Source organism: Nonlabens sp. SCSIO 43208 (assembly GCF_050703575.1).
GTDB lineage: Bacteria > Bacteroidota > Bacteroidia > Flavobacteriales > Flavobacteriaceae > Nonlabens > Nonlabens tegetincola.
This window is the reverse complement of the sequence record NZ_CP065365.1, coordinates 2,222,353-2,241,932: the sequence shown is the minus strand read 5'-3', so window position 1 is coordinate 2,241,932 and position 19,580 is coordinate 2,222,353. Positions and strand designations below refer to the sequence as shown.

Below are 19,580 nucleotides of genomic sequence, written 5' to 3'. Positions count from 1 at the left end.
AACCTATTTACATGGGAATTTTTGATAAATTTTTCAAATCACAAAGAGATATTGCCAAGGATGAAATTACTGGAATTCCTTGGGACTCTCTTGAATCAGTAGATCAATTAGATAATGTAATTCGCAATTCTAGATTAAAGCCTAAAGTTATTTTTAAACATAGTACGCGTTGTGGTATTTCAAGGATGGTTCTTAAGAATTTTGAAAATAATTATGTCAAAAATGATGTAGATGTAAGTTATTATTATCTTGATCTGCTCCAGTTTAGAGAAGTGAGTAATGCTATTGCTCAAAAACTTAATGTAGTACATCAAAGTCCTCAAGTAATCGTACTTTATCAAGAAGAGGTTTTACACAACGAATCTCATCATGGTATCGATATTAAAAAAGTACAAGAAATAGTTGCTAATAAAAAATAAACCTACCTATGAGTTGGAATAGAACAATAATACTGGCCGGTCTTTTTCTATTGTTATCTTGTAAAACAAATGTTTTTACAGGTAAAAAGACTTTAAATTTTATGTCAAACTCGCAATTGTTTCCAATGGCTTTTGCTCAATATGACGATTTTTTAAATCAAAATAATGTAGTTACAGGAACCTCTGAGGCAAAGATGATTGAAGATGTAGGTAATAAAATTAGAATTGCTGCACAACGATGGTTATCAGCTCTAGGAGAAGAAGCTTATTTAAAGGACTACAAATGGGAATATAATCTAGTTAAGGATGAAACCGTAAATGCCTGGTGTATGCCTGGTGGTAAAATTGTCTTTTATACTGGTATCTTACCAATCTGTCAAGGGGAAAGCGGTGTTGCAGTAGTAATGGGACATGAAGTAGCACATGCACTTGCAGATCACGGTGCGCAACGTATGAGTGCAGCTCAGGTACAAGCGCTTGGTGCAGTAGGTGTTGCTGTTGGGTCACAAGTTGCAGGAGCAAATCAACAAACTCAACAAATTTTGAATCAAGCCTATGGTTTAGGTTCTCAATTAGGAGGAATGTTACCGTTCTCAAGATCTCATGAAACTGAAGCTGATAAAATAGGTCTTTATCTTTCTTCTATAGCAGGATACGATCCATATGAGGCTCCAGAATTATGGAAACGCATGAAAGCGGCTAGTGGAGGACAAGCTCCACCAGAATTTCTAAGTACACATCCATCTAACGATAGTCGAATAGAATTTCTTAATCAACTTGCTCCTAAAGCAAAAGAAGAAGCAAAAAAATACGGAGTTACTTCATTCAAGTAATTTTGAATCTTTACTTTTAAGGCGCTCATAAAAGAGCGCCTTTTTTTATGAAACCAACTTTACCAAAGGGTCACAAAAAACTTATAAAGGCCTGGGCATTCTATGACTGGGCAAACTCAGTTTACTCACTTGTTATAGCGAGCGCTATTTTTCCAATTTTCTACAGCTATATAAGTACTAAAGCTTATGAACAAGGCAACGTTCCTGATTTATTAAAATCAGTAACCAATGAAAATATCATTATTATAACAACGGCAATTGCCTTTTTAATAGTTTCGATAATATCACCTATACTTTCAGGAATAGCCGATTATTCTGGAAAAAAGAAAAGGTTTTTACAGTTTTTCTGTTATTTAGGAGCTCTAAGTTGTTGTGGATTAGCATGGTTTAGTTTTGATTATCTATATGTAAGTTTACTTCTTTACTTGCTAGCACTGGTAGGTTTTTGGGGATCACTAGTATTTTACAATTCTTATCTACCAGATATTGCTCACCCAGACCAACAAGATGCTGCAAGCGCCAAAGGTTTTTCTTACGGCTATATAGGTAGTGTGATCTTACTATTACTGTGTTTAGCGCTCATACAAGGTGGCTTTTACCCAGAAGAAGGTATTCTAGGTCTAGATGCACCGCGACTTTCCTTTGTCCTCACTGGTCTTTGGTGGATAGGTTTTGCCCAATATACTTATGCATATCTGCCATTAGGAACAAAAAAGGATACCTCTCAAGTTAAAAACATTTTCACTAATGGATTTAAAGAGCTCAGGAAAATCTGGAATCAATTAGATCATCTAGGACAATTGAAAAGATTTTTAGGAGCTTTTTTTATTTACAGTATGGCTGTACAAACTGTAATGTTAATCGCAACTTATTTTGGAACCGAAGAAGTTCTGTGGCCTATAAATGAGGAGACAGGTGAACGTGATGGCACACTAGGATTAATTGTAAGTATTTTGTTAATACAACTTATTGCTATTCCCGGTGCGTGGTTGGCTAGTAAGCTTTCGCGAAAGCATGGAGATATAAAAACTTTAATGGTCATTAATATTTTATGGGTGTGTATATGTATTTACGGTTATTTTGTATACACACCTTTACAATTTTATATTACCGCAGGATTTGTAGGGTTAGTAATGGGATCAATTCAAAGTTTGTCGAGGAGTACCTACTCAAAAATGATTCCTGAAAATACCATTGATACAGCCTCCTTTTTTAGTTTTTATGATGTTTCAGAGAAAATCGGAATTGTGATTGGAATGGGTATTTTTGCATTGGTAAATCAGTACACTGGCAGCATGAGAGAAAGTATATTATTTCTAGTTGCTTTTTTTACCATTGGAGTAGTGCTGCTTTATCGAACAGGAAAAATTAAGTAAAACCATTTAGATTACAAATAAAAAGCCGTCTAGTAAAGTACTAGACGGCTTTTTATTTAATTATAAGGAATGCTATCTTTTTTCTACATCGCCACTTCCTATGATAGAAGTTTTGACCTTACTGGATTTTCCATCATACACAATATCACCACTACCAGCAATACTTGCATTAATGGTACCTCCATTGCAATAAATACTTATGTCACCACTTCCTGCGATACTAGCGTCAATATTATTGGCTCTTAGACCGAACCCTTTAATATCACCGCTACCAGCTACACTAGCATCTAGATTTTCAGTACGGCCTTTTAAAATTATATCACCACTACCAGCAACATTTACTTCTAGGTTTCTTGATTCTGTTTCAACTTCTATATTACCAGATCCAGCAACACTTATTTCCATATTAGATGATTTTAAAACAAGTTCTGAATGAATATCGCCACTACCTGCCAGTGATAAAGCTTCAATTTCTTGAACAGGTACTGTAACATAGATTCCCTTGCGAGTACTCACATTATATCCATCCTCAATACCAATTTTTAATCTACCGCCTTTCACCTCGATCTCTATATGTTCCATGATATTAGACTCGGCCTTTACTTCAATGGAGCCTTCTTTTCCAGCAACTAATGTTACATCAATGCTATTTCTTACATTGACCTTGTCATAATCACCTACTTCAAAGGTTTTTGAAATGACCTCACCGTTTCCTTTAATTTTATCTTTTCCCCACCATTGAGCCTGAGATAATTGAACGCTTAAAAGGGCTATAAAAAGTAATGTTATATGTTTCATGATTTTTGGATTTAATTAATTGATTTTAAGTGATACTCCACCAAAACTACTGTTGATATTGATGGTACTGCTAGCGCTAGAGCTACCGTAATGTCCTGCTTTTGATTTATCGGTCATATCTTTATTAGATCTGGTTGTTATGATATCATTGGACAGATTGATCCCAGCAAACTCGGTATCGATATCAAAGGTGAATGATGCATCTTTATTTACACCTACATCCACTTTGGTATATTCTGCTCTTAGGATTGCTTCTTTAAAATTTCTCCCTAATTCTCTAATTCTTGCACTTCCAAATTCTGTATTCAAATTGACATACTCTGACACATTATCAATTTTTACGGTAGAATAATCACCGCGACCTGTGACCGTTCTTACAGATTCTATTTGAACAGTTGTAAAGTCATTACGAAAATTCAATTGATCCACCTCACCAAACTTTCCTGTAGTGTAATCACCACTAAATTCAATTTTGTCCGCCTTTTCTAATTCAAATCCGCTGAAATCTGCTCTTATAGTAGCTGACTTGATATAATCAAAGTGACAGTTTTTAGAATAATCAAATTTGAGTAAGTTGTCCTCGTGATGAAGGTTTCCTATATCAATTCTCCCAAAATCACATTGAATTTTTGCATGTCCAAATAAGTCATCAATTTCAACGTTACCGTAGTCATTTGCGATGTCAATATCTGCGGTTTTGGGTAATTTTATGATATAATCAATTTTCATATTTGTCACTCTGTTACTATTACTACTAAACAAGGCATTCCAAATGCTCGAACTTTGATTTCGATTACTAAAATCGGCATCGGTCCTTGCGATTACTCTAGAGCTACTTGTATCAAAATCTACATTGATCTCTCTTAATTTCTCTACAACATCATCTTCGTCGTCGCCACTTACTTCAACTACGACTTTGATGTCTATTTGCGCTTTATCCCATGTTGTCATTGAAACGTTTCCAAAACTGTTCTCTACCTGGAGCATACAGGTTTTGTTAACCGGGAATGACTTATTAAGGGTTTTTGTCTTGGTGTACTTACCTTTATCAGGACCAGCTAAAGCTACTACTGGTACCATAAGTAAGAATACTATATTAAATAATGTTTTCATTTTCTTTTTCTAGTTTGAGTTCTTCGAGTTGTTTAATTTGCTCACGAGCTATTTCAAGTACTTGTATTCTATTTTGAAAGTTTTCTATCATCGCTGCGATGACAACTTTACTATCCTTATTTATTCTATAATCCTGCTTGATTTCTTCATACTGTAGTTCTAGCTTTTCAATAGCAGCTAGCGCCTCTTCAATAATTACCGCATTTTCTGCAGTACGTAACGTATTAAGTTGTTCTAGTTCATTTTTAATCGTACTAGAGAAAAACGTTTGAGTTTGCGCAATCTCTGGCGACACTTCTGTAACAGTTGTATCGGTAGACGTCATTTTCAAACCTGCTATTCCTAGTAAAACTGCTAGAGTAGCAGCAGCACTCCATTTTAGAATTTTTGATAAAGAAAAAGTGTTATCCTTATCACCATCCTTATCTATAGGTAATGGAATTACCTTTGTTTCCTCATCACATAACTCTTCTAGTTTTTCAAGAAAAGCTTTTCTATGACCATTAGGCAATGGTGTGGTGTCAAAATCTTGCTGTTGAAACCAGCTCTTCATATCATCCTTCATATTCCTCAATTTTGTTTCTTAAACTTTGTTTTGCACGAGATATCATCGTTCTACATTGTCCATTTGAAAGACCTAGAATCTCACATATCTCTTCATTATCCATTCCTTCAATCAAGCTTAGAGTAAGTACTTGTCTATAATTTTCTTTTAGTTCACTCATTATTTCCAGTACTTTCCTAGCGGTCATTCCGGCTTGTTCCATATCAATCCCTGTATCATCTGGTTGTTGTTCCATTTCATATGATACTTCTTCATAATCTACAGTAGGCATTTTTCCTGCTTTACGCAGGTGAGACAAACTGTTATTAATTACAATCCTTTTTAACCAGCTACCATAGGTACTTTCTCTATTCCATTGATTCATTTTTCTAAAAGCTGATATCATACTTTCTTGCATAATATCTTGCGCTAGATCAGTTTGTTGTACAATGCGCAGTGCAACATGATACATACCGTTTGCATACTGGTCGTACAACTTCATTTGTGCTCTACGATCACCTTGCTCGCACAAGTCATAAATGGATATTTCTGTTTCTGTTAAAGTCACTTGGTCAGTGTTACGTTATAAAGATGCTACTTTTTTAAGTGTGTTACAGTAAGTGGCAAGAAATTTGAAAATTATATCAGAAAAAAGACCCTTTTCCCTTCTTTCGATGTAAGGTTACACTTGATTAATTAGGTCAATATAGTTGTTTTACAGTTAGTTGTGGTTTGGGATTGCGCTTTTGCGAAAGCGGAGAAAAAAATATTTAAATTAAACGTACAGGCAGCCCTATGACAGGTTGTCTACCTAAATGTTATTATGTTTAAACCTAAAAAATTCAATATAGACAACTTGTCACTGCAAGAATTTGATCAAGATGCGGAATTTATCCCGTTATTGAGTCAGGAAGATGAAGAGGAGATGGATAGAGAATCTATTCCAGAAGTACTTCCAATTTTACCGTTGCGTAATATGGTATTATTTCCTGGGGTTGTAATTCCAATTACCGCTGGTCGTGACAAATCTATTCAGTTATTACAAGACGCAAATCGTAACAACAATCCTATAGGTGTTGTAGCTCAAAAAGACGAGGAAATTGAAGATCCTACTTTTGAAGATTTACACAAAACAGGTGTTGTAGCCCGTATACTTAAGGTGTTCAAAATGCCTGATGGTAATACAACGGTCATTATTCAAGGTAAAAAACGCTTTGAGATAGATACTCTCGTTAAAACCGAGCCTTATATGGAAGCTAGTACCAGACCTACAGGTGATACTAGACCAGAAAAAGGAGATAAGGAATTTGAAGCAATTATTGACAAGATTAAAGAATCTTCACTAGAGATAATTAAGGGAAGTCCTAATATTCCATCAGAGGCGACTTTTGCTATTAAAAATATCGAGTCTGATTCGTTTTTAGTGAATTTTGTGTCTTCTAATATGAATCTTAAGGTAGGAGAGAAGCAGCAGTTGCTAGAGATGGATGATCTTAAGGAACGAGCTCTTGAAACTTTAAGATATATGAATATTGAGCTTCAAAAACTGGAGCTTAAAAACGACATTCAATCTAAGGTTCAAAGTGATATAAATAAACAACAGCGAGAATATTTTCTTCATCAACAAATGAAGACCATTCAAGAAGAATTGGGTGGTGGAGTGAGCTCACATCAAGAAATTGATGATATGCGCCAGCGTGCTAAGAAGAAGAAATGGGATGATAAGGTAAAAGAGCACTTTGATAAGGAGTTGGCCAAAATGCAACGTATGAATCCTCAAGTTGCAGAATACTCTATTCAACGCAACTATCTAGACCTTTTCCTTGAGTTACCATGGAATGAATTTAGTAAAGATAATTTTGACCTAAAGAGAGCGATGAAAATTTTAGATCGCGATCATTATGGTCTAGATGACGTTAAAAAACGTATTATAGAATATCTAGCAGTACTTAAATTGCGTAATGACATGAAATCTCCAATTTTGTGTTTATACGGTCCTCCAGGTGTTGGTAAAACTTCACTAGGTAAATCTATTGCAGAAGCTTTAGGCCGTGAATACGTAAGAATGTCTCTGGGTGGTTTGCGTGATGAAGCGGAAATTAGAGGTCATAGAAAAACCTATATTGGTGCCATGCCTGGTAGAATTATTCAAAGTATCAAAAAGGCCAAAACCTCAAACCCAGTTTTTGTTCTTGATGAAATTGATAAGTTAAGTAGCAGTCATAATGGTGATCCATCAAGTGCTATGCTCGAGGTATTAGATCCAGAACAAAACAGTGAGTTCTACGATAACTTCCTGGAAATGGGTTATGACCTGAGTAAGGTTATGTTTATAGCTACTTGTAATAGTTTAAATACTATTCAACCAGCTTTACGTGATAGGATGGAGATAATCAATGTTACTGGTTATACCATTGAAGAAAAAGTAGAAATAGGAAAACAACACTTACTTCCTAAACAACTTAAAGAGCACGGACTTAATAAGGAGCATTTAAAATTAGGTAAACCACAGATTGAAAAAATCGTTGAAGGCTATACTCGAGAAAGTGGTGTACGTACTCTTGATAAGCAAATTGCAAAAATGGTACGCTATGCTGCAAAAAGTATTGCCATGGAAGACGATTACGACATCAAGGTTTCAAACGATACTATCATAGAGGTTTTGGGTTCTCCAAAACTTCTACGAGATAAGTATGAAAATAATGATGTTGCTGGTGTAGTGACTGGACTAGCATGGACAAGAGTAGGTGGTGATATTTTATTCATTGAATCCATATTAAGTAAGGGTAAAGGACAACTATCGATCACAGGTAACCTAGGAAAGGTTATGAAAGAAAGCGCCACTATTGCCATGGAATATATTAAATCAAATGCCGATCAATTAGGAATTAATCCAGAGGTATTTGAGAAGTATAATGTTCACATTCACGTACCAGAAGGTGCAACACCAAAAGATGGTCCTAGTGCTGGTATTACGATGTTAACCTCTCTAGTGTCTTTATTTACGCAGCGCAAAGTGAAGAAAAGCATTGCGATGACAGGTGAAATTACTTTGAGAGGAAAAGTGCTACCTGTCGGTGGAATTAAAGAGAAAATTCTAGCAGCTAAACGTGCTAAGATTAAAGAGATCTTACTTTGCGAGCAAAACCGCAGGGATATTGAAGAAATAAAGGAAGAGTACTTAAAGGGATTGACGTTCCATTATGTGTCTGATATGAGTCAAGTACTTGAATTAGCTATTACTAAACAGAAGGTTAAAAACGCTAAAAAGTTGTAACCAAGTTTATACTTAAAAAAAATAGCCGCTTTTAAAGCGGCTATTTTTTTGTAATTATTTTTTGATCAATCCGATTTCAACTAATCTTTGATGTAGAAATTCACCAGCAGTAATATCATCATACTGTTTTGGATTATTATCATCGATACATTCTTCAAGACAATCTAAAGGCATTTCACTTCTAGGATGCATAAAGAATGGTATGCTATAGCGGCTAGTATGCCATAACTCTCTTGGAGGATTAACTACTCTATGTATAGTAGATCGTAATTTGTTGTTAGTATGTCTTTCCAACATATCGCCTACATTGATAACGAGTTCATCCTCACCTGCGATCGCATCTATCCAACGACCGTCTTTATGTTTTACTTGCAAACCTGGTGCACTAGCACCCATAAGTAAGGTTATTAAATTAATATCGCCGTGTGCGCCAGCACGCACTGCGTTATCTGGCTCTTCGGTAATTGGTGGATAATGTATAGGTCTTAAAATTGAATTCCCATTACTAGCCCAGTGGTCAAAGTAGTTTTCTTGTTTACCAATATACAAGGCAAGTGCACGTAATACATAGATACCGGTTTTTTCTAGCATTCTGTACGCCTGCATTCCAACTTCATTAAAATGAGGAAGTTCTTTGACCTGAACGTTGTCAGGATATTTTTCCGTTAAATTGGCATCGGCAGCAGGTTCTTGTCCAAAGTGCCAGAACTCTTTTAAATCTCCTTCTTTCTTTCCTTTAGCATGTTCTTTTCCAAAAGAAACATAACCACGTTGTCCACCTAAGTCCTCGCGTTCATATCCTTTTTTTACATCCGTAGGAAGTTTAAAAAACTTCTCCACCTCATTATATAACTTCTCTGTAAGTTCATCATCTAAAAAATGATTTTTTAAGGAAACAAAACCTATTTCCTCATAAGCATTTCCTATTTCTGTGATAAACTTCTTTTTTCTTACGGGATCATCACTTAAAAAATCAGCTAGATCTACACTAGGAATATTTGTCATGTCTTAAATTATTAAAATTGTATATATGCTCCCAATTGTAACTCATTATTTTTTACAATCGGAGCAAATTGAATAGTATAGCTTTTCTTTGACTGGCTAGAGTATTCAACTTTATTTTTATCCTTAAATATAATATTCTTTATCATAGGATATAACCAATATCCTAATTTTGTTGAAAGAATTCCTATTCCAGCACCAGCAAGAACATCATTGAACCAGTGTTTGTCATTATAAATTCTCAAAAAACCAGTGAGAGTGGCTATTGAATAACCACCTATACTAAACCATATGCTGCGGTGACCGTATTCTTGATGTAAAAACTCTGCACCCATAAAAGTGAGCGCCGTATGGCCAGAAGGAAATGTACTTACTGATCTACCACTAGGTCTGCGAGCGCTTATATTATTTTTAGTTATCCTTACGCTAGAATACATGAATAATCCAGACACTAAAAGAACACCTGTTTTGTTTTTCCAATCGTATCGACCTTTATATCCTGTAAATTCCAAACCATAAGCACTAGCTATTCCTACGGCAGGCAGGTAATCGTCCACTGTTACTTTTGAACCATCTGGTTTAAGAGACTCTCTTATTTCAACACTTAAATCTCTAATAGGACCCTTTCTTATACCAAAAGCACCAGAGGCAATTAAAAAGGTAGGTAACAATAAGGACTCATGTTTAAATTCTAAAGGCTCATTTAAATTTAAACTGAAATCAGATTGTTGACCGTAAATTTTTGGAAAAATAAACAGTGCAACTACTACATATAAAAGAAGATGTTTCTTCATAAATCGAGGTCAAAAATAACACACCTATTTTATTCTATAAACAAAAGCTTTTTGAAATCGATTTCGTTACATTTGATTTAAGAAATATTGTAACCTTTCTCTCATGAACGGAGTTTTTAGCAGCCCAAAGACTTTAACCGATTTATTTAAAAACGAATTACCTGATTACAAGCAAATTGAATTATATAAAAGCATGTTGTTACCTCGAATGATTGAGGAGAAGATGCTTATTTTGCTCAGACAAGGTAAAATTTCAAAGTGGTTTTCAGGAATTGGGCAAGAAGCTATTTCATGTGGTATTACACTTGCTATGCAGCAGGATGAGTATATTTTACCTATGCATCGTAATTTAGGTGTATTTACAAATAGGAATATACCGCTTTGGAAATTATTTGCTCAATGGCAAGGTAAGGTAGAAGGTTTTACAAAAGGAAGAGATCGCAGCTTTCACTTTGGCACACAAGAATACCACATAGTAGGAATGATATCTCATTTAGGACCTCAATTAGGAGTTGCCGATGGTATTGCACTAGCACAGAAACTTAAAAATACTTCAAAAGCCACCGCTGTATTTACTGGTGAAGGAGGAACAAGTGAAGGCGATTTTCATGAGGCACTCAATGTTGCAAGCGTTTGGCAATTACCTGTTTTATTTTGTGTAGAAAATAATGGGTATGGTTTAAGCACACCTACTCAAGAACAATACGCTTGTGAACATATAGCAGATCGTGGTCTAGGTTACGGTATAGAATCCCACATTATCGATGGAAATAACATTATAGAAGTATATACTACCGTAAGTCGTATTCTTGATGATATTAGAGAAAATCCTAGACCTATTTTATTAGAATTCAAAACATTTAGACGTCGTGGGCATGAAGAGGCTAGTGGTACAAAATATGTTCCAGAGGACTTAATGGCTTATTGGGAACAGCAAGATCCTGTTACGCGTTTTGAAGAATTCTTATTAAATCAAGGTATAATTACAATTGATCAAATAGAGGAAATAAAGCAACAATTTAAAACTGATATAAATGAAGGTTTAGACACCGCTTTCGCGAAAGCGTACCCAACACCATCCACGTTACAAGAAATTGATGACGTCTATAAACCACATGTATACAAAGAGATAGGACCTGGAAAATCAACACAAAATATCAGACTAGTTGATGCTATTAAAGATGGTCTGTTTGAAGGCATGAAAAGATATGAAGACCTAGTAATCATGGGACAAGATATCGCAGATTACGGTGGAGTTTTCAAAATTACAGAAGGTTTTCTAGAAGAATTTGGTTCTGGTAGAGTGCGTAACACGCCTATTTGTGAAAGTGCAATAGTAGAGGCAGGAATGGGATTGAGCATTGCTGGCATGAAGGCAGTTGTAGAAATGCAATTTGCCGATTTTGTGAGTAGTGGTTTTAATCCGATAGTTAATTATCTAGCAAAATCTCATTACAGATGGCAGCAAAATGCCGATGTTGTGGTACGCATGCCCTGTGGAGCTGGAGTAGGAGCAGGACCTTTTCACTCGCAAACTAACGAAAGTTGGTTCTTCACAACACCAGGTTTAAAAATCGTGTATCCAGCCTTCCCAATAGATGCCAAAGGATTACTAATAAGTGCTATAGAAGATCCCAATCCAGTGATGTTTTTTGAACATAAGGCGCTTTATAGATCAGTTTATCAGGACGTTCCAGATGGTTACTATAACCTTCCTATTGGAAAAGCTGCGCATTTATCACAAGGACAAGACATAAGTATTATTACCTATGGATTGGGTGTACATTGGGCTCTTGACGCTAAAAAAGAATTGGATGTTGATATAGACATCATAGATTTACGCAGTCTTGCACCTATCGATTATAATGCTGTTGAAAATTCGGTAAAACGCACAGGAAAAGTAATTGTTTTAGGAGAAGATAGTGCTGTAGGAAGTGTTATGAAAGACATAGCAGCACACATCGCCGATGTTTGTTTTGAGTATCTGGATGCTCCTGTGAAAGTTGTAGGAAGTTTAAATACTCCAATACCATTTGAAAAAGGGTTAGAGAATCAGTATCTAGCTAATTACAAGTTAGATGAAGTTATAAAAAATCTTCTGGAATATTAGCTTGAGAATAATATTATCCCTAATATTGTAAGTATCTAGCTAACAAATTATGGGGAAATGAAAATGAAATTTATGGAAGAGGCTGACATGTTTCGGCCATCCTTACTAATCCTTACTATTCTTTTTGGTCTACTGGCATTTTTTGGTCCTACTGATGGTAGCCTTGGCATGATTAGCCAATTAATGTTTGGTATTTTTGCTTCACTGCTTGTTCTATACTTCGTTTTAAAATTTATTCAAAAACGTAAGAAACAAAAGTAGTTGTCCTAAATTATTAAGTTTATTTTTTCTTTTAATATATCCAAAGCACCTACTTTTACTAGGTGAAATCTTCTTATGACATAATCATTGCCGGTGGTGGATTGGCTGGTCTTACCGCTGCCATATTATTAGGTAAAGATTATGATGTGCTATTAATTGATCCAGATACTTATCCTAGACATAAATTATGTGGTGAGTATTTAAGCAATGAAGTACTTCCATTATTTGATCAATTAGGAATAAATATTCAGTCTCTTACTGATGTTTCCATTTCTAAACTTCACCTTACACTAAATTCTAACTTTTCTCAAAAAACTAGTTTGCCATTGGGAGCCGTTGGTATATCTAGATTTTGCCTAGACAAGGCACTGTATGATAAGGTTATTGTCAAAGGTTGTCACAAAAAGGATAAAGTAGTTAATGTCATAAAAGACTCGACAGGATTCAAAGTTATAACCAAACAAGATGAATTTACTGCAAACCAAGTTCTTATAGCAACAGGAAAAAGGTCGTTATTAGATAAAAGTCTAGATCGAGAATTTATCAAGTTCAAGACACCATGGCTGGCAATTAAACGACATTATAATTATGAAATGGATAAAAATGAAGTAGGATTACATCATTTTGATGGAGGATATGCTGGCATTTCCATGGTAGAGAATGATACGGTTAATCTGTGTTATTTGGCAAATAATAAGGAGTTCTCTGAATATAAAAATGTTCAAGATTTTGAACGAAAGGTGCTGTCAAAAAACAGTTACTTAGAATCATTTTTTGAGAAGGCATCTCCATTATGGGAAAATCCACTTTCAATTTCTCAAATCAGTTTTCAAAAAAAGTCTGCTGTTGTTAATGATTGTCTTGCTGTTGGTGATGCAGCTGGTTTAATACATCCGCTATGCGGCAATGGAATGGCAATGGCTATTCATAGTGCCTTTATAGCTTCTAAATTTTTAAAACGTAGATTTGAAAAACAACTTTCTCAAGAGGAGATGTTGCAAGGTTATACAAGAGAATGGGAAGGAACGTTTGGCTCAAGATTAAACGCTGGTAAAAAATTACAATCATTACTACTGCAACCTAGTATTAATAAATTTGCTTTTAAGATTATCAAACATGTTCCAAAGGTCCTACCAACCATCATAAAACATACCCATGGCCAATCTGTCACATATTCGTTATAACCGCGATCTACGTAATGATCTTCCAGAACTTATGGATGCGACCGATATCAATCCTGATACATTAAAGGCAGCGGTAGAGGATATTAATAAAGTAAATAATTTACTAGGTGGTTATAGGTTTACACTTAAAGCTATTAAAAACATCATTAATAAATCAACAAATAAAAATCTCAATATTGTTGATTTAGGTTGTAGTAATGGAAGTATGTTGCGCTATCTACACGATCATCTTGATAATAGCGAGATTGAATTTTTAGGTATAGATTTAAGTGCACAAAGCATTGATAATGCGCGCAATTTAAGTAAAGGTTATGATAGAGTACGCTTTCGCGAAAGCGATATCCTTGATTTAACCGCTCAAGACATTAAGTGTGATATACTCATAAGTACCTTAACTTTTCATCATTTCACAGATACTCAAATTATAGAGTTTTTAAAAAAAGCAAAGGAATTGGGAACTCAACATATTATTATCAACGATTTACATAGACATTATCTAGCTTTTGTTTTTTTTAAATATTTAAGCCCTATTTTTATCAAGAACTATATCTCCAGACATGATGGTTTAATCAGTATAGCTTCAGGTTTTAAAAAATCTGATTTCAGGAAATACGCACAAGAAGCTAAATTTACCTCTTACAGATTAAATTGGAAATGGTCCTTTAGATATGTATGGCTAATCTCTCTTGAATGAACGTAACAATAAATGCCGTAAGTACATCTACACCGCAGTACTACAAAGAAACTAAAGATATTTTACCCTTTGTTGACACCTGGTTGTCTGAGCAAGATTCTAGATTTAAACGTAAGGCTATTAAAATTTTTGAAGGTGCTGGAGTAGACAAGCGCTATTCCATTATGGAACCTACAGAGGTCTTTACCGCAAGTAGTTTTCAAGAACGTAATGATATATACAAAAGAGAGGTAGTTCCTCTTGCTAAGAAAACGATCACAAATGCATTAGAAAAGGCAAATTGGCAGGCACAGGATCTAGATTATATTATTACAGTAAGTTGTACTGGAATCATGATCCCTTCTATTGATGCTTATTTAATTAATGAGCTCGATATGAAACAAAATATTGTGCGATTACCTGTAACAGAAATGGGATGCGTGGCAGGTGTTTCGGCAATGATTTATGCTACTGAATTTTTAAAGGCAAATCCTAATAAGCGTGCTTGCATACTTGCTGTTGAAGCGCCTACAGCTACTTTTCAACTGCAAGATTATAGTATGGCAAATATTGTGAGTGCAGCCATATTTGGAGATGGATGTGCTTGTGTTCTCATGTCTTCCCATAAAAATGATAAAGGTCCAAAAGTAATAGGTAATGGCATGTATCATTTTCCTGATGCTACTCACATGATGGGATTTGAATTAGTTAACACAGGACTTCAAATGGTGCTGGATAAAACAGTTCCTGAAACAATTGCTTCACATTTCGAATCGATTATTCACCCTTTTTTAAAAGGCTATGATAAAACAATTGATGATTTGTCTCATTTGGTGTTTCATCCGGGTGGTAAAAAGATAGTACAAACGGTTCAAGATTTATTTGAACCATTGGGCAAAAATATTGATGATACCAAAGAAGTCTTACGACAATACGGTAACATGAGTAGTGCTACTGTGTTATTTGTGTTAGAGCGATTCATGAATAAGGAAATAACTGCTGGTGAATTGGGTCTTATGCTTAGCTTTGGTCCTGGTTTTACTGCACAAAGAGTATTACTAGAATGGTAAAAAAATATTCTAATAAATGGGCTCTTATATTAGGAGGTAGTTCAGGTTTAGGCTATGCTAGTGCTTTAGAATTAGCCCAACAAGGTATGAATTTAATAATCGTATATAGAGCTAGCAGAATGATGATGGAGAAAGTGAACAGCGATTTTGAACAATTAAAATCCTATGGAATAGAGCTTATTGCATTTAATAAAGATGCAACGCGATCCATAGTGGTGGACGAGATTTCACAGGCCTTGGTAACTAAAAACATTAAATTACATATTCTCTTGCATAGTATTGCAAAAGGGAACTTAAAACCCATTAGTAAAGAACAAGACTCTTTAACTAGTCAAGATTTTGAGCAAACAGTTAGTTCTATGGGTTTATCGTTATATACTTGGTCAATGCAATTATTGAAAAAGGACTTATTTGATAAACCAGCAAGAATTATCAGTTTTACAAGCGAAGGAAGTAGTCGCGTGCTTCCAGGATATGCTGCGGTAAGTGCCGCCAAGACTACATTGGAATCTATCACTCGCAGTCTGGCCGTTGAACTTGCCCCTTATCAAATATCAAGTATTTGTATTCAAGCTGGAGTAACCTTAACTCAAAGCTTGTCTCGCATTCCCGGCGTTGATCAAATTATTGATAAAACTAAAAAACGCAATCCATTTAATAGATTAACTCAACCACAAGATATCGCGAGAGTAGTAGAGCTTATGTGTGATCCTGCAAGTTTTTGGATTAATGGAGATGTTATAAAAGTCGATGGTGGCGAGCATTTACGATAATTATGAAGGAAGGCGATATACTTAAAAGGTTACCCTACGGTAAGGATTTCTGTTTTGTAGATGGCATCAATGAAATTCATGAAAATGGAGTAGTAGCATGGTACCGCTTTCGCGAAAGCGAATCATTCTACAGACATCATTTTAAGAATAATCCAGTGACTCCTGGCGTAATCTTGACAGAATGTATGGCTCAAATCGGGTTAGTATGTTTTGGAATTTACCTTAATCCATCATTAGAGCATGCTAGTATAGTGATGACAGAAAATCATGTGATATTCGAAAAAATAGTACTACCCAATGAAGTTGTAATAGTCTCTTCTACATTAGTTTATTATAGATTTCATAAACTAAAGGTTCAAGTAAATATGAGGAATGAGAATAACGAAATTATTGCTCGTGGAACATTGAGTGGTATGATTACTGACCACTTTTAAAAATATTGTCCTATACCGAAGGTGATTCCCGAGCTATTATAATCTCCTGCAATTCTTACACCATAGTCAATTCGTATCACCGCATTGAAAATACGTTTATGTATAAATCTAAATCCTATTCCTGAATAAACGTTTAATCCATAAGCGCTAAAAGCATTTTCTATAGTTGCAAGTGGTTTTCTCACCGCACTTGCATCTACAAACGTATTGCTTTGTAAAACAAACCAACCTTTTTCAAACAAGGTATGACGGTATTCAGTATTTACAGTAATGGCACCGGTATGACGATCAACTGTATTTCCCGAACCTCGTAGGTTAAGTTGATTATCTATGGTGAAAGGTGCAAATTCACTACCATTAAAACTAGAATAGGCTAGCCTGATTCTATTAGCCAAATTCCCTTTTTTTGCAATGCGATAAAATCTTTCAGAGTCCCATCTTACTAGAAGAGTATTGCTCAACTCATCAATCATCCCTGTTTTATATTCTAGGTTAATTTGATTCCTTGATCCCTCAATATATTGATAATCTATATTGATGTGATTATTCTCATATTCACTTAATATGCTAAATCTCTTCTCTTCAATGTGTTCTGGTAAATTAAGGATAGTAAGGTCTTCAATTCTTTCATAACGCTCGTCGCTATACTTTACTCCTAATTGAAAATTGTTGTGGAAATTATGTTCATAGAGCACATATAGGCTAGCGTTAGGATTATTGAATTTATATATTTGTTCTTCATCATTTTGATAAACGGGTTCTCTTGTAATATTGCTTATATAGTTTACACCAATTCCCCATTTATTGGAAATAGCGTAGGGTGCTTCCCAGTACAATCCATAACTGTTAAAAACGTTTTTGGCATAGAAACCACCTATGATTTGATTGCGGCCCAGTAAATTAAATTCAAATAAGGATAATCTATAAGAAAAACTATCATCACTAGCCTGGGATACTCGAACTCCAGGAATTATAGTGAAGTTTTCAACTATTGAAAATGCTATTGTAGTTCTATTTTCATCATTAGTTAATTGATAGGTAGCTTTTGCTATTCCAGCTAAACGATTAAGCCGCTCTAAATCAGAATTAAGTGTTTTAAAATTAACAACATCACCTTCCTTTGTTTTAATTAAATATCTTAGAAAGCTTTCCTTAGTTTTTTTCAAGCCTTCAAATTCGATTCGCTCAATGATCATATCATTCTGCGCAAAGGAACTAGTTATTACGAGATATATTACGAGTGCTACAGCTTTTTTCATAAAGCAAAACTAAGGGAGAACGGTTTACAAGATATCTTCAATTAATATGAATTCTATTACATTATTATCACAAACATGTCTGTTTTATGTAGTACATTTAAATAAATAATATTAATGAGTAAAGATAGAAGAGTAGTAATTACTGGACTAGGTGTAGTAGCACCAAATGCTATTACCATACATGACTTTCATAAAGCTTTACTTACTGGTACATCTGGCTTAAAACATCAAAAGAAATTAGAAGAATTACAATTTAAGTGTCAAGTAGCTGGGAAACCGCAACTCACCCAAGAAATAATTGACCAACATTTCACAGCGCTACAACAAAGAGGACTGCTTGCAACTGGTTTAATGTATGGTGTAATTAGTGCTAAACAAGCCTTTGAGAATTCTGGTATCGATTTTAAAAACAAGTCCTATCATGAAGACATAGGAGTTGTTTTTGGTACAGGACAAAGTGGTGGAGATAAGTTTAGAGAGGCAATACACCACATAGATGACAACAACGTAAGGCGTTTAGGTAGCACTAGTGTTATCCAAACTATGAGTAGTGGTGTAAGCGCTTGGATAAGTGGTGAATTAGGTTTAGGTAATTGGGTGACCACAAACAGCAGCGCTTGTTCTACCGGTACCGAAGCTCTTTTGATGGGATACGATCGAATAAAGTCAGGTAAGGCTCGTGGCATGTTAGTCGGTAGTTGTAGTGATTCTGGACCCTACATTTGGGGCGGCTTTGATGCTATGCGTATTTTACCTACTAAATACAATGACAAGCCTGAGATGGCTAGTAGACCATTTTCACATGATGCCTGCGGTTTTGTTCCTGGTAGTGGAGCAGGCTGTTTAGTATTAGAAACATTAGAAAGCGCCTTATCCAGAAAGGCAACAATCTATGCAGAGGTAAAAGGAGGACATTTAAATAGCGGTGGACAAACTAATGGTGGCTCAATGACTGCTCCCAATGGTCTTGCGGTACAAGCTTGTATTAAAACAGCATTAATCGAATCAAAAATTGACTCTTCTCAAATCGATGTTATTAATGGTCACATTACAGCTACTAGTAAAGATGGCTTTGAGGTGAAAAATTGGTCTGCAGCTTTAAATAGGTCAGGCAAGGATTTTCCATTCATAAATTCTTTCAAATCCACAATAGGTCATTGCCTGGCAGCTTCTGGCAGTATAGAACTTGTAGGTTCTACATTACAACTTCATCATCAAGTGGTATATCCTAATATCAATATTTCTCAATTACATCCGGAAATTGTTTCTGTAATTGATAAAGAAAAAGTTCCATTAAAACCTATTAAAACTAAAATTCATTCGTTGGCCAAAGCAAGTTTTGGATTTGGAGACGTAAATGCATGTGCAATTTTATCTACCTTTAAACCTTAAAAATTATCAATGACAACTCAGGAAATAAATCAAAAACTATTAGAAATTGTAAAGGTTTACTTGCCACAGGATGTGACAGAAAGTTCTATTAAACCAGAAAGCCACCTCATGCAAGATCTAGGAATCAATAGCGCTCACCTTGTTGATATTGTTTTGGATGTGGAAGATACTTTTGATATAATGCTTGATGAAAACGATATGCAGCAAATGCAACGCGTTGAAGATGCAACTACAGTCATACAGAACAAATTATAAAAAGCGTTAATTT

20 protein-coding genes are annotated in these 19,580 nt (G+C 35.1%); 13 read left to right on the top strand and 7 right to left on the bottom strand.

Going from position 1 to position 19,580, the window contains the following annotated elements; translation table 11 throughout:
* The first annotated feature begins 11 nt into the window (after positions 1 to 11).
* From ytxJ to I5168_RS10320, 3 genes are read left to right on the top strand one after another with little or no spacing between them, the layout of a single operon-like run.
* Positions 12 to 419, top strand: a complete 408-nt coding sequence (gene ytxJ / locus I5168_RS10330) for a bacillithiol system redox-active protein YtxJ (protein ID WP_105018969.1) — start codon at positions 12 to 14, stop codon at positions 417 to 419.
* Positions 420 to 427: 8 nt separating this feature from the next.
* Positions 428 to 1,252, top strand: coding sequence for a M48 family metallopeptidase (locus I5168_RS10325; protein ID WP_431471712.1), 825 nt, complete (start codon positions 428 to 430; stop codon positions 1,250 to 1,252).
* Between the two features lie 47 nt (positions 1,253 to 1,299).
* Positions 1,300 to 2,628 carry an MFS transporter gene (locus I5168_RS10320; protein WP_431471711.1) on the top strand — a complete coding sequence of 443 codons (1,329 nt, stop codon included), beginning with the start codon at positions 1,300 to 1,302 and terminating at the stop codon, positions 2,626 to 2,628.
* A gap of 72 nt (positions 2,629 to 2,700) precedes the next feature.
* Here I5168_RS10320 and I5168_RS10315 read toward each other — a convergent pair whose 3' ends face one another.
* From I5168_RS10315 to I5168_RS10300, 4 genes are read right to left on the bottom strand one after another with little or no spacing between them, the layout of a single operon-like run.
* Complete coding sequence (locus I5168_RS10315) at positions 2,701 to 3,426, bottom strand: head GIN domain-containing protein (protein ID WP_431471710.1); 726 nt, start codon at positions 3,424 to 3,426, stop codon at positions 2,701 to 2,703.
* 15 nt (positions 3,427 to 3,441) lie between these two features.
* Positions 3,442 to 4,539 carry a hypothetical protein gene (locus tag I5168_RS10310; RefSeq protein ID WP_105018972.1) on the bottom strand — a complete coding sequence of 366 codons (1,098 nt, stop codon included), beginning with the start codon at positions 4,537 to 4,539 and terminating at the stop codon, positions 3,442 to 3,444.
* Positions 4,523 to 5,104: a hypothetical protein gene (locus tag I5168_RS10305; protein ID WP_431471709.1), complete on the bottom strand. Its 582-nt coding sequence runs from the start codon at positions 5,102 to 5,104 to the stop codon at positions 4,523 to 4,525. The genes I5168_RS10310 and I5168_RS10305 overlap by 17 nt, the downstream gene beginning before the upstream one ends.
* The gene (locus I5168_RS10300; protein WP_431471708.1) at positions 5,094 to 5,651 is read right to left on the bottom strand and encodes an RNA polymerase sigma factor; all 558 of its coding nucleotides are present in this window, start codon (positions 5,649 to 5,651) and stop codon (positions 5,094 to 5,096) included. Before I5168_RS10300 ends, I5168_RS10305 begins: the two co-directional genes overlap by 11 nt.
* 255 nt (positions 5,652 to 5,906) lie before the next feature.
* On the opposite strand from I5168_RS10300, the gene lon reads away from it, so the two are divergent.
* A complete protein-coding gene (gene lon / locus I5168_RS10295) occupies positions 5,907 to 8,360 on the top strand; it encodes an endopeptidase La (RefSeq protein ID WP_060522525.1) in 2,454 nt (817 codons plus the stop codon).
* Positions 8,361 to 8,414: 54 nt separating this feature from the next.
* Here the strand turns inward: lon and I5168_RS10290 are convergent, their stop codons facing one another.
* Positions 8,415 to 9,365, bottom strand: a complete 951-nt coding sequence (locus I5168_RS10290; RefSeq protein ID WP_431471707.1) for an isopenicillin N synthase family dioxygenase — start codon at positions 9,363 to 9,365, stop codon at positions 8,415 to 8,417.
* Positions 9,366 to 9,376: 11 nt separating this feature from the next.
* A complete protein-coding gene (locus tag I5168_RS10285; RefSeq protein WP_431471706.1) occupies positions 9,377 to 10,156 on the bottom strand; it encodes a phosphatase PAP2 family protein in 780 nt (259 codons plus the stop codon).
* A 103-nt stretch (positions 10,157 to 10,259) separates the two neighbouring features.
* On the opposite strand from I5168_RS10285, the gene I5168_RS10280 reads away from it, so the two are divergent.
* The 7 genes from I5168_RS10280 (at position 10,260) to I5168_RS10250 (ending at position 16,661) form a co-directional block, all read left to right on the top strand.
* Entirely contained in the window at positions 10,260 to 12,266 is a 2,007-nt protein-coding gene (locus I5168_RS10280) for an alpha-ketoacid dehydrogenase subunit alpha/beta (RefSeq protein WP_431471705.1), read from the top strand.
* 72 nt (positions 12,267 to 12,338) lie between these two features.
* Entirely contained in the window at positions 12,339 to 12,527 is a 189-nt protein-coding gene (locus I5168_RS10275) for a hypothetical protein (RefSeq protein ID WP_146105004.1), read from the top strand.
* Between the two features lie 62 nt (positions 12,528 to 12,589).
* Positions 12,590 to 13,711 carry an NAD(P)/FAD-dependent oxidoreductase gene (locus I5168_RS10270; protein ID WP_431471704.1) on the top strand — a complete coding sequence of 374 codons (1,122 nt, stop codon included), beginning with the start codon at positions 12,590 to 12,592 and terminating at the stop codon, positions 13,709 to 13,711.
* Positions 13,683 to 14,405, top strand: coding sequence for a methyltransferase domain-containing protein (locus I5168_RS10265; protein WP_105018978.1), 723 nt, complete (start codon positions 13,683 to 13,685; stop codon positions 14,403 to 14,405). The genes I5168_RS10270 and I5168_RS10265 overlap by 29 nt, the downstream gene beginning before the upstream one ends.
* Complete coding sequence (locus I5168_RS10260) at positions 14,402 to 15,454, top strand: type III polyketide synthase (protein WP_338350650.1); 1,053 nt, start codon at positions 14,402 to 14,404, stop codon at positions 15,452 to 15,454. The genes I5168_RS10265 and I5168_RS10260 overlap by 4 nt, the downstream gene beginning before the upstream one ends.
* Positions 15,448 to 16,227 (top strand): SDR family oxidoreductase, encoded by a 780-nt coding sequence (locus I5168_RS10255; protein ID WP_431471703.1) that lies wholly within the window; start codon positions 15,448 to 15,450, stop codon positions 16,225 to 16,227. Before I5168_RS10260 ends, I5168_RS10255 begins: the two co-directional genes overlap by 7 nt.
* Positions 16,228 to 16,229: 2 nt before the next feature.
* Entirely contained in the window at positions 16,230 to 16,661 is a 432-nt protein-coding gene (locus tag I5168_RS10250) for a 3-hydroxyacyl-ACP dehydratase FabZ family protein (protein ID WP_431471702.1), read from the top strand.
* Here the strand turns inward: I5168_RS10250 and I5168_RS10245 are convergent.
* Positions 16,658 to 17,920 (bottom strand): POTRA domain-containing protein, encoded by a 1,263-nt coding sequence (locus I5168_RS10245; protein ID WP_431471701.1) that lies wholly within the window; start codon positions 17,918 to 17,920, stop codon positions 16,658 to 16,660. The genes I5168_RS10250 and I5168_RS10245 overlap by 4 nt on opposite strands.
* 114 nt (positions 17,921 to 18,034) lie before the next feature.
* Between I5168_RS10245 and I5168_RS10240 the strand changes: the two genes are divergently transcribed.
* Together I5168_RS10240 and I5168_RS10235 are read left to right on the top strand one after the other, a co-directional pair.
* Positions 18,035 to 19,312, top strand: a complete 1,278-nt coding sequence (locus I5168_RS10240; RefSeq protein WP_431471700.1) for a beta-ketoacyl-[acyl-carrier-protein] synthase family protein — start codon at positions 18,035 to 18,037, stop codon at positions 19,310 to 19,312.
* A 9-nt stretch (positions 19,313 to 19,321) separates the two neighbouring features.
* Positions 19,322 to 19,567, top strand: a complete 246-nt coding sequence (locus I5168_RS10235) for an acyl carrier protein (RefSeq protein ID WP_105018984.1) — start codon at positions 19,322 to 19,324, stop codon at positions 19,565 to 19,567.
* The last annotated feature ends 13 nt before the right edge of the window (positions 19,568 to 19,580 follow it).

Excerpts from the sequence above, each read along its gene's own strand:
- I5168_RS10250 (WP_431471702.1), top strand. The coding sequence starts at position 16,230 with ATGAAGGAAGGCGATATACTTAAAAGGTTACCCTACGGTAAGGATTTC.
- I5168_RS10280 (WP_431471705.1), top strand. The coding sequence starts at position 10,260 with ATGAACGGAGTTTTTAGCAGCCCAAAGACTTTAACCGATTTATTTAAA.
- I5168_RS10305 (WP_431471709.1), bottom strand. The coding sequence starts at position 5,104 with ATGAAGGATGATATGAAGAGCTGGTTTCAACAGCAAGATTTTGACACC.
- I5168_RS10260 (WP_338350650.1), top strand. The coding sequence starts at position 14,402 with ATGAACGTAACAATAAATGCCGTAAGTACATCTACACCGCAGTACTAC.
- I5168_RS10320 (WP_431471711.1), top strand. The coding sequence starts at position 1,300 with ATGAAACCAACTTTACCAAAGGGTCACAAAAAACTTATAAAGGCCTGG.
- I5168_RS10255 (WP_431471703.1), top strand. The coding sequence starts at position 15,448 with ATGGTAAAAAAATATTCTAATAAATGGGCTCTTATATTAGGAGGTAGT.
- I5168_RS10275 (WP_146105004.1), top strand. The coding sequence starts at position 12,339 with ATGGAAGAGGCTGACATGTTTCGGCCATCCTTACTAATCCTTACTATT.
- I5168_RS10315 (WP_431471710.1), bottom strand. The coding sequence starts at position 3,426 with ATGAAACATATAACATTACTTTTTATAGCCCTTTTAAGCGTTCAATTA.
- I5168_RS10235 (WP_105018984.1), top strand. The coding sequence starts at position 19,322 with ATGACAACTCAGGAAATAAATCAAAAACTATTAGAAATTGTAAAGGTT.
- I5168_RS10310 (WP_105018972.1), bottom strand. The coding sequence starts at position 4,539 with ATGAAAACATTATTTAATATAGTATTCTTACTTATGGTACCAGTAGTA.
- I5168_RS10285 (WP_431471706.1), bottom strand. The coding sequence starts at position 10,156 with ATGAAGAAACATCTTCTTTTATATGTAGTAGTTGCACTGTTTATTTTT.
- I5168_RS10265 (WP_105018978.1), top strand. The coding sequence starts at position 13,683 with ATGGCCAATCTGTCACATATTCGTTATAACCGCGATCTACGTAATGAT.
- I5168_RS10240 (WP_431471700.1), top strand. The coding sequence starts at position 18,035 with ATGAGTAAAGATAGAAGAGTAGTAATTACTGGACTAGGTGTAGTAGCA.
- ytxJ (WP_105018969.1), top strand. The coding sequence starts at position 12 with ATGGGAATTTTTGATAAATTTTTCAAATCACAAAGAGATATTGCCAAG.
- I5168_RS10245 (WP_431471701.1), bottom strand. The coding sequence starts at position 17,920 with ATGAAAAAAGCTGTAGCACTCGTAATATATCTCGTAATAACTAGTTCC.
- I5168_RS10290 (WP_431471707.1), bottom strand. The coding sequence starts at position 9,365 with ATGACAAATATTCCTAGTGTAGATCTAGCTGATTTTTTAAGTGATGAT.
- lon (WP_060522525.1), top strand. The coding sequence starts at position 5,907 with ATGTTTAAACCTAAAAAATTCAATATAGACAACTTGTCACTGCAAGAA.
- I5168_RS10325 (WP_431471712.1), top strand. The coding sequence starts at position 428 with ATGAGTTGGAATAGAACAATAATACTGGCCGGTCTTTTTCTATTGTTA.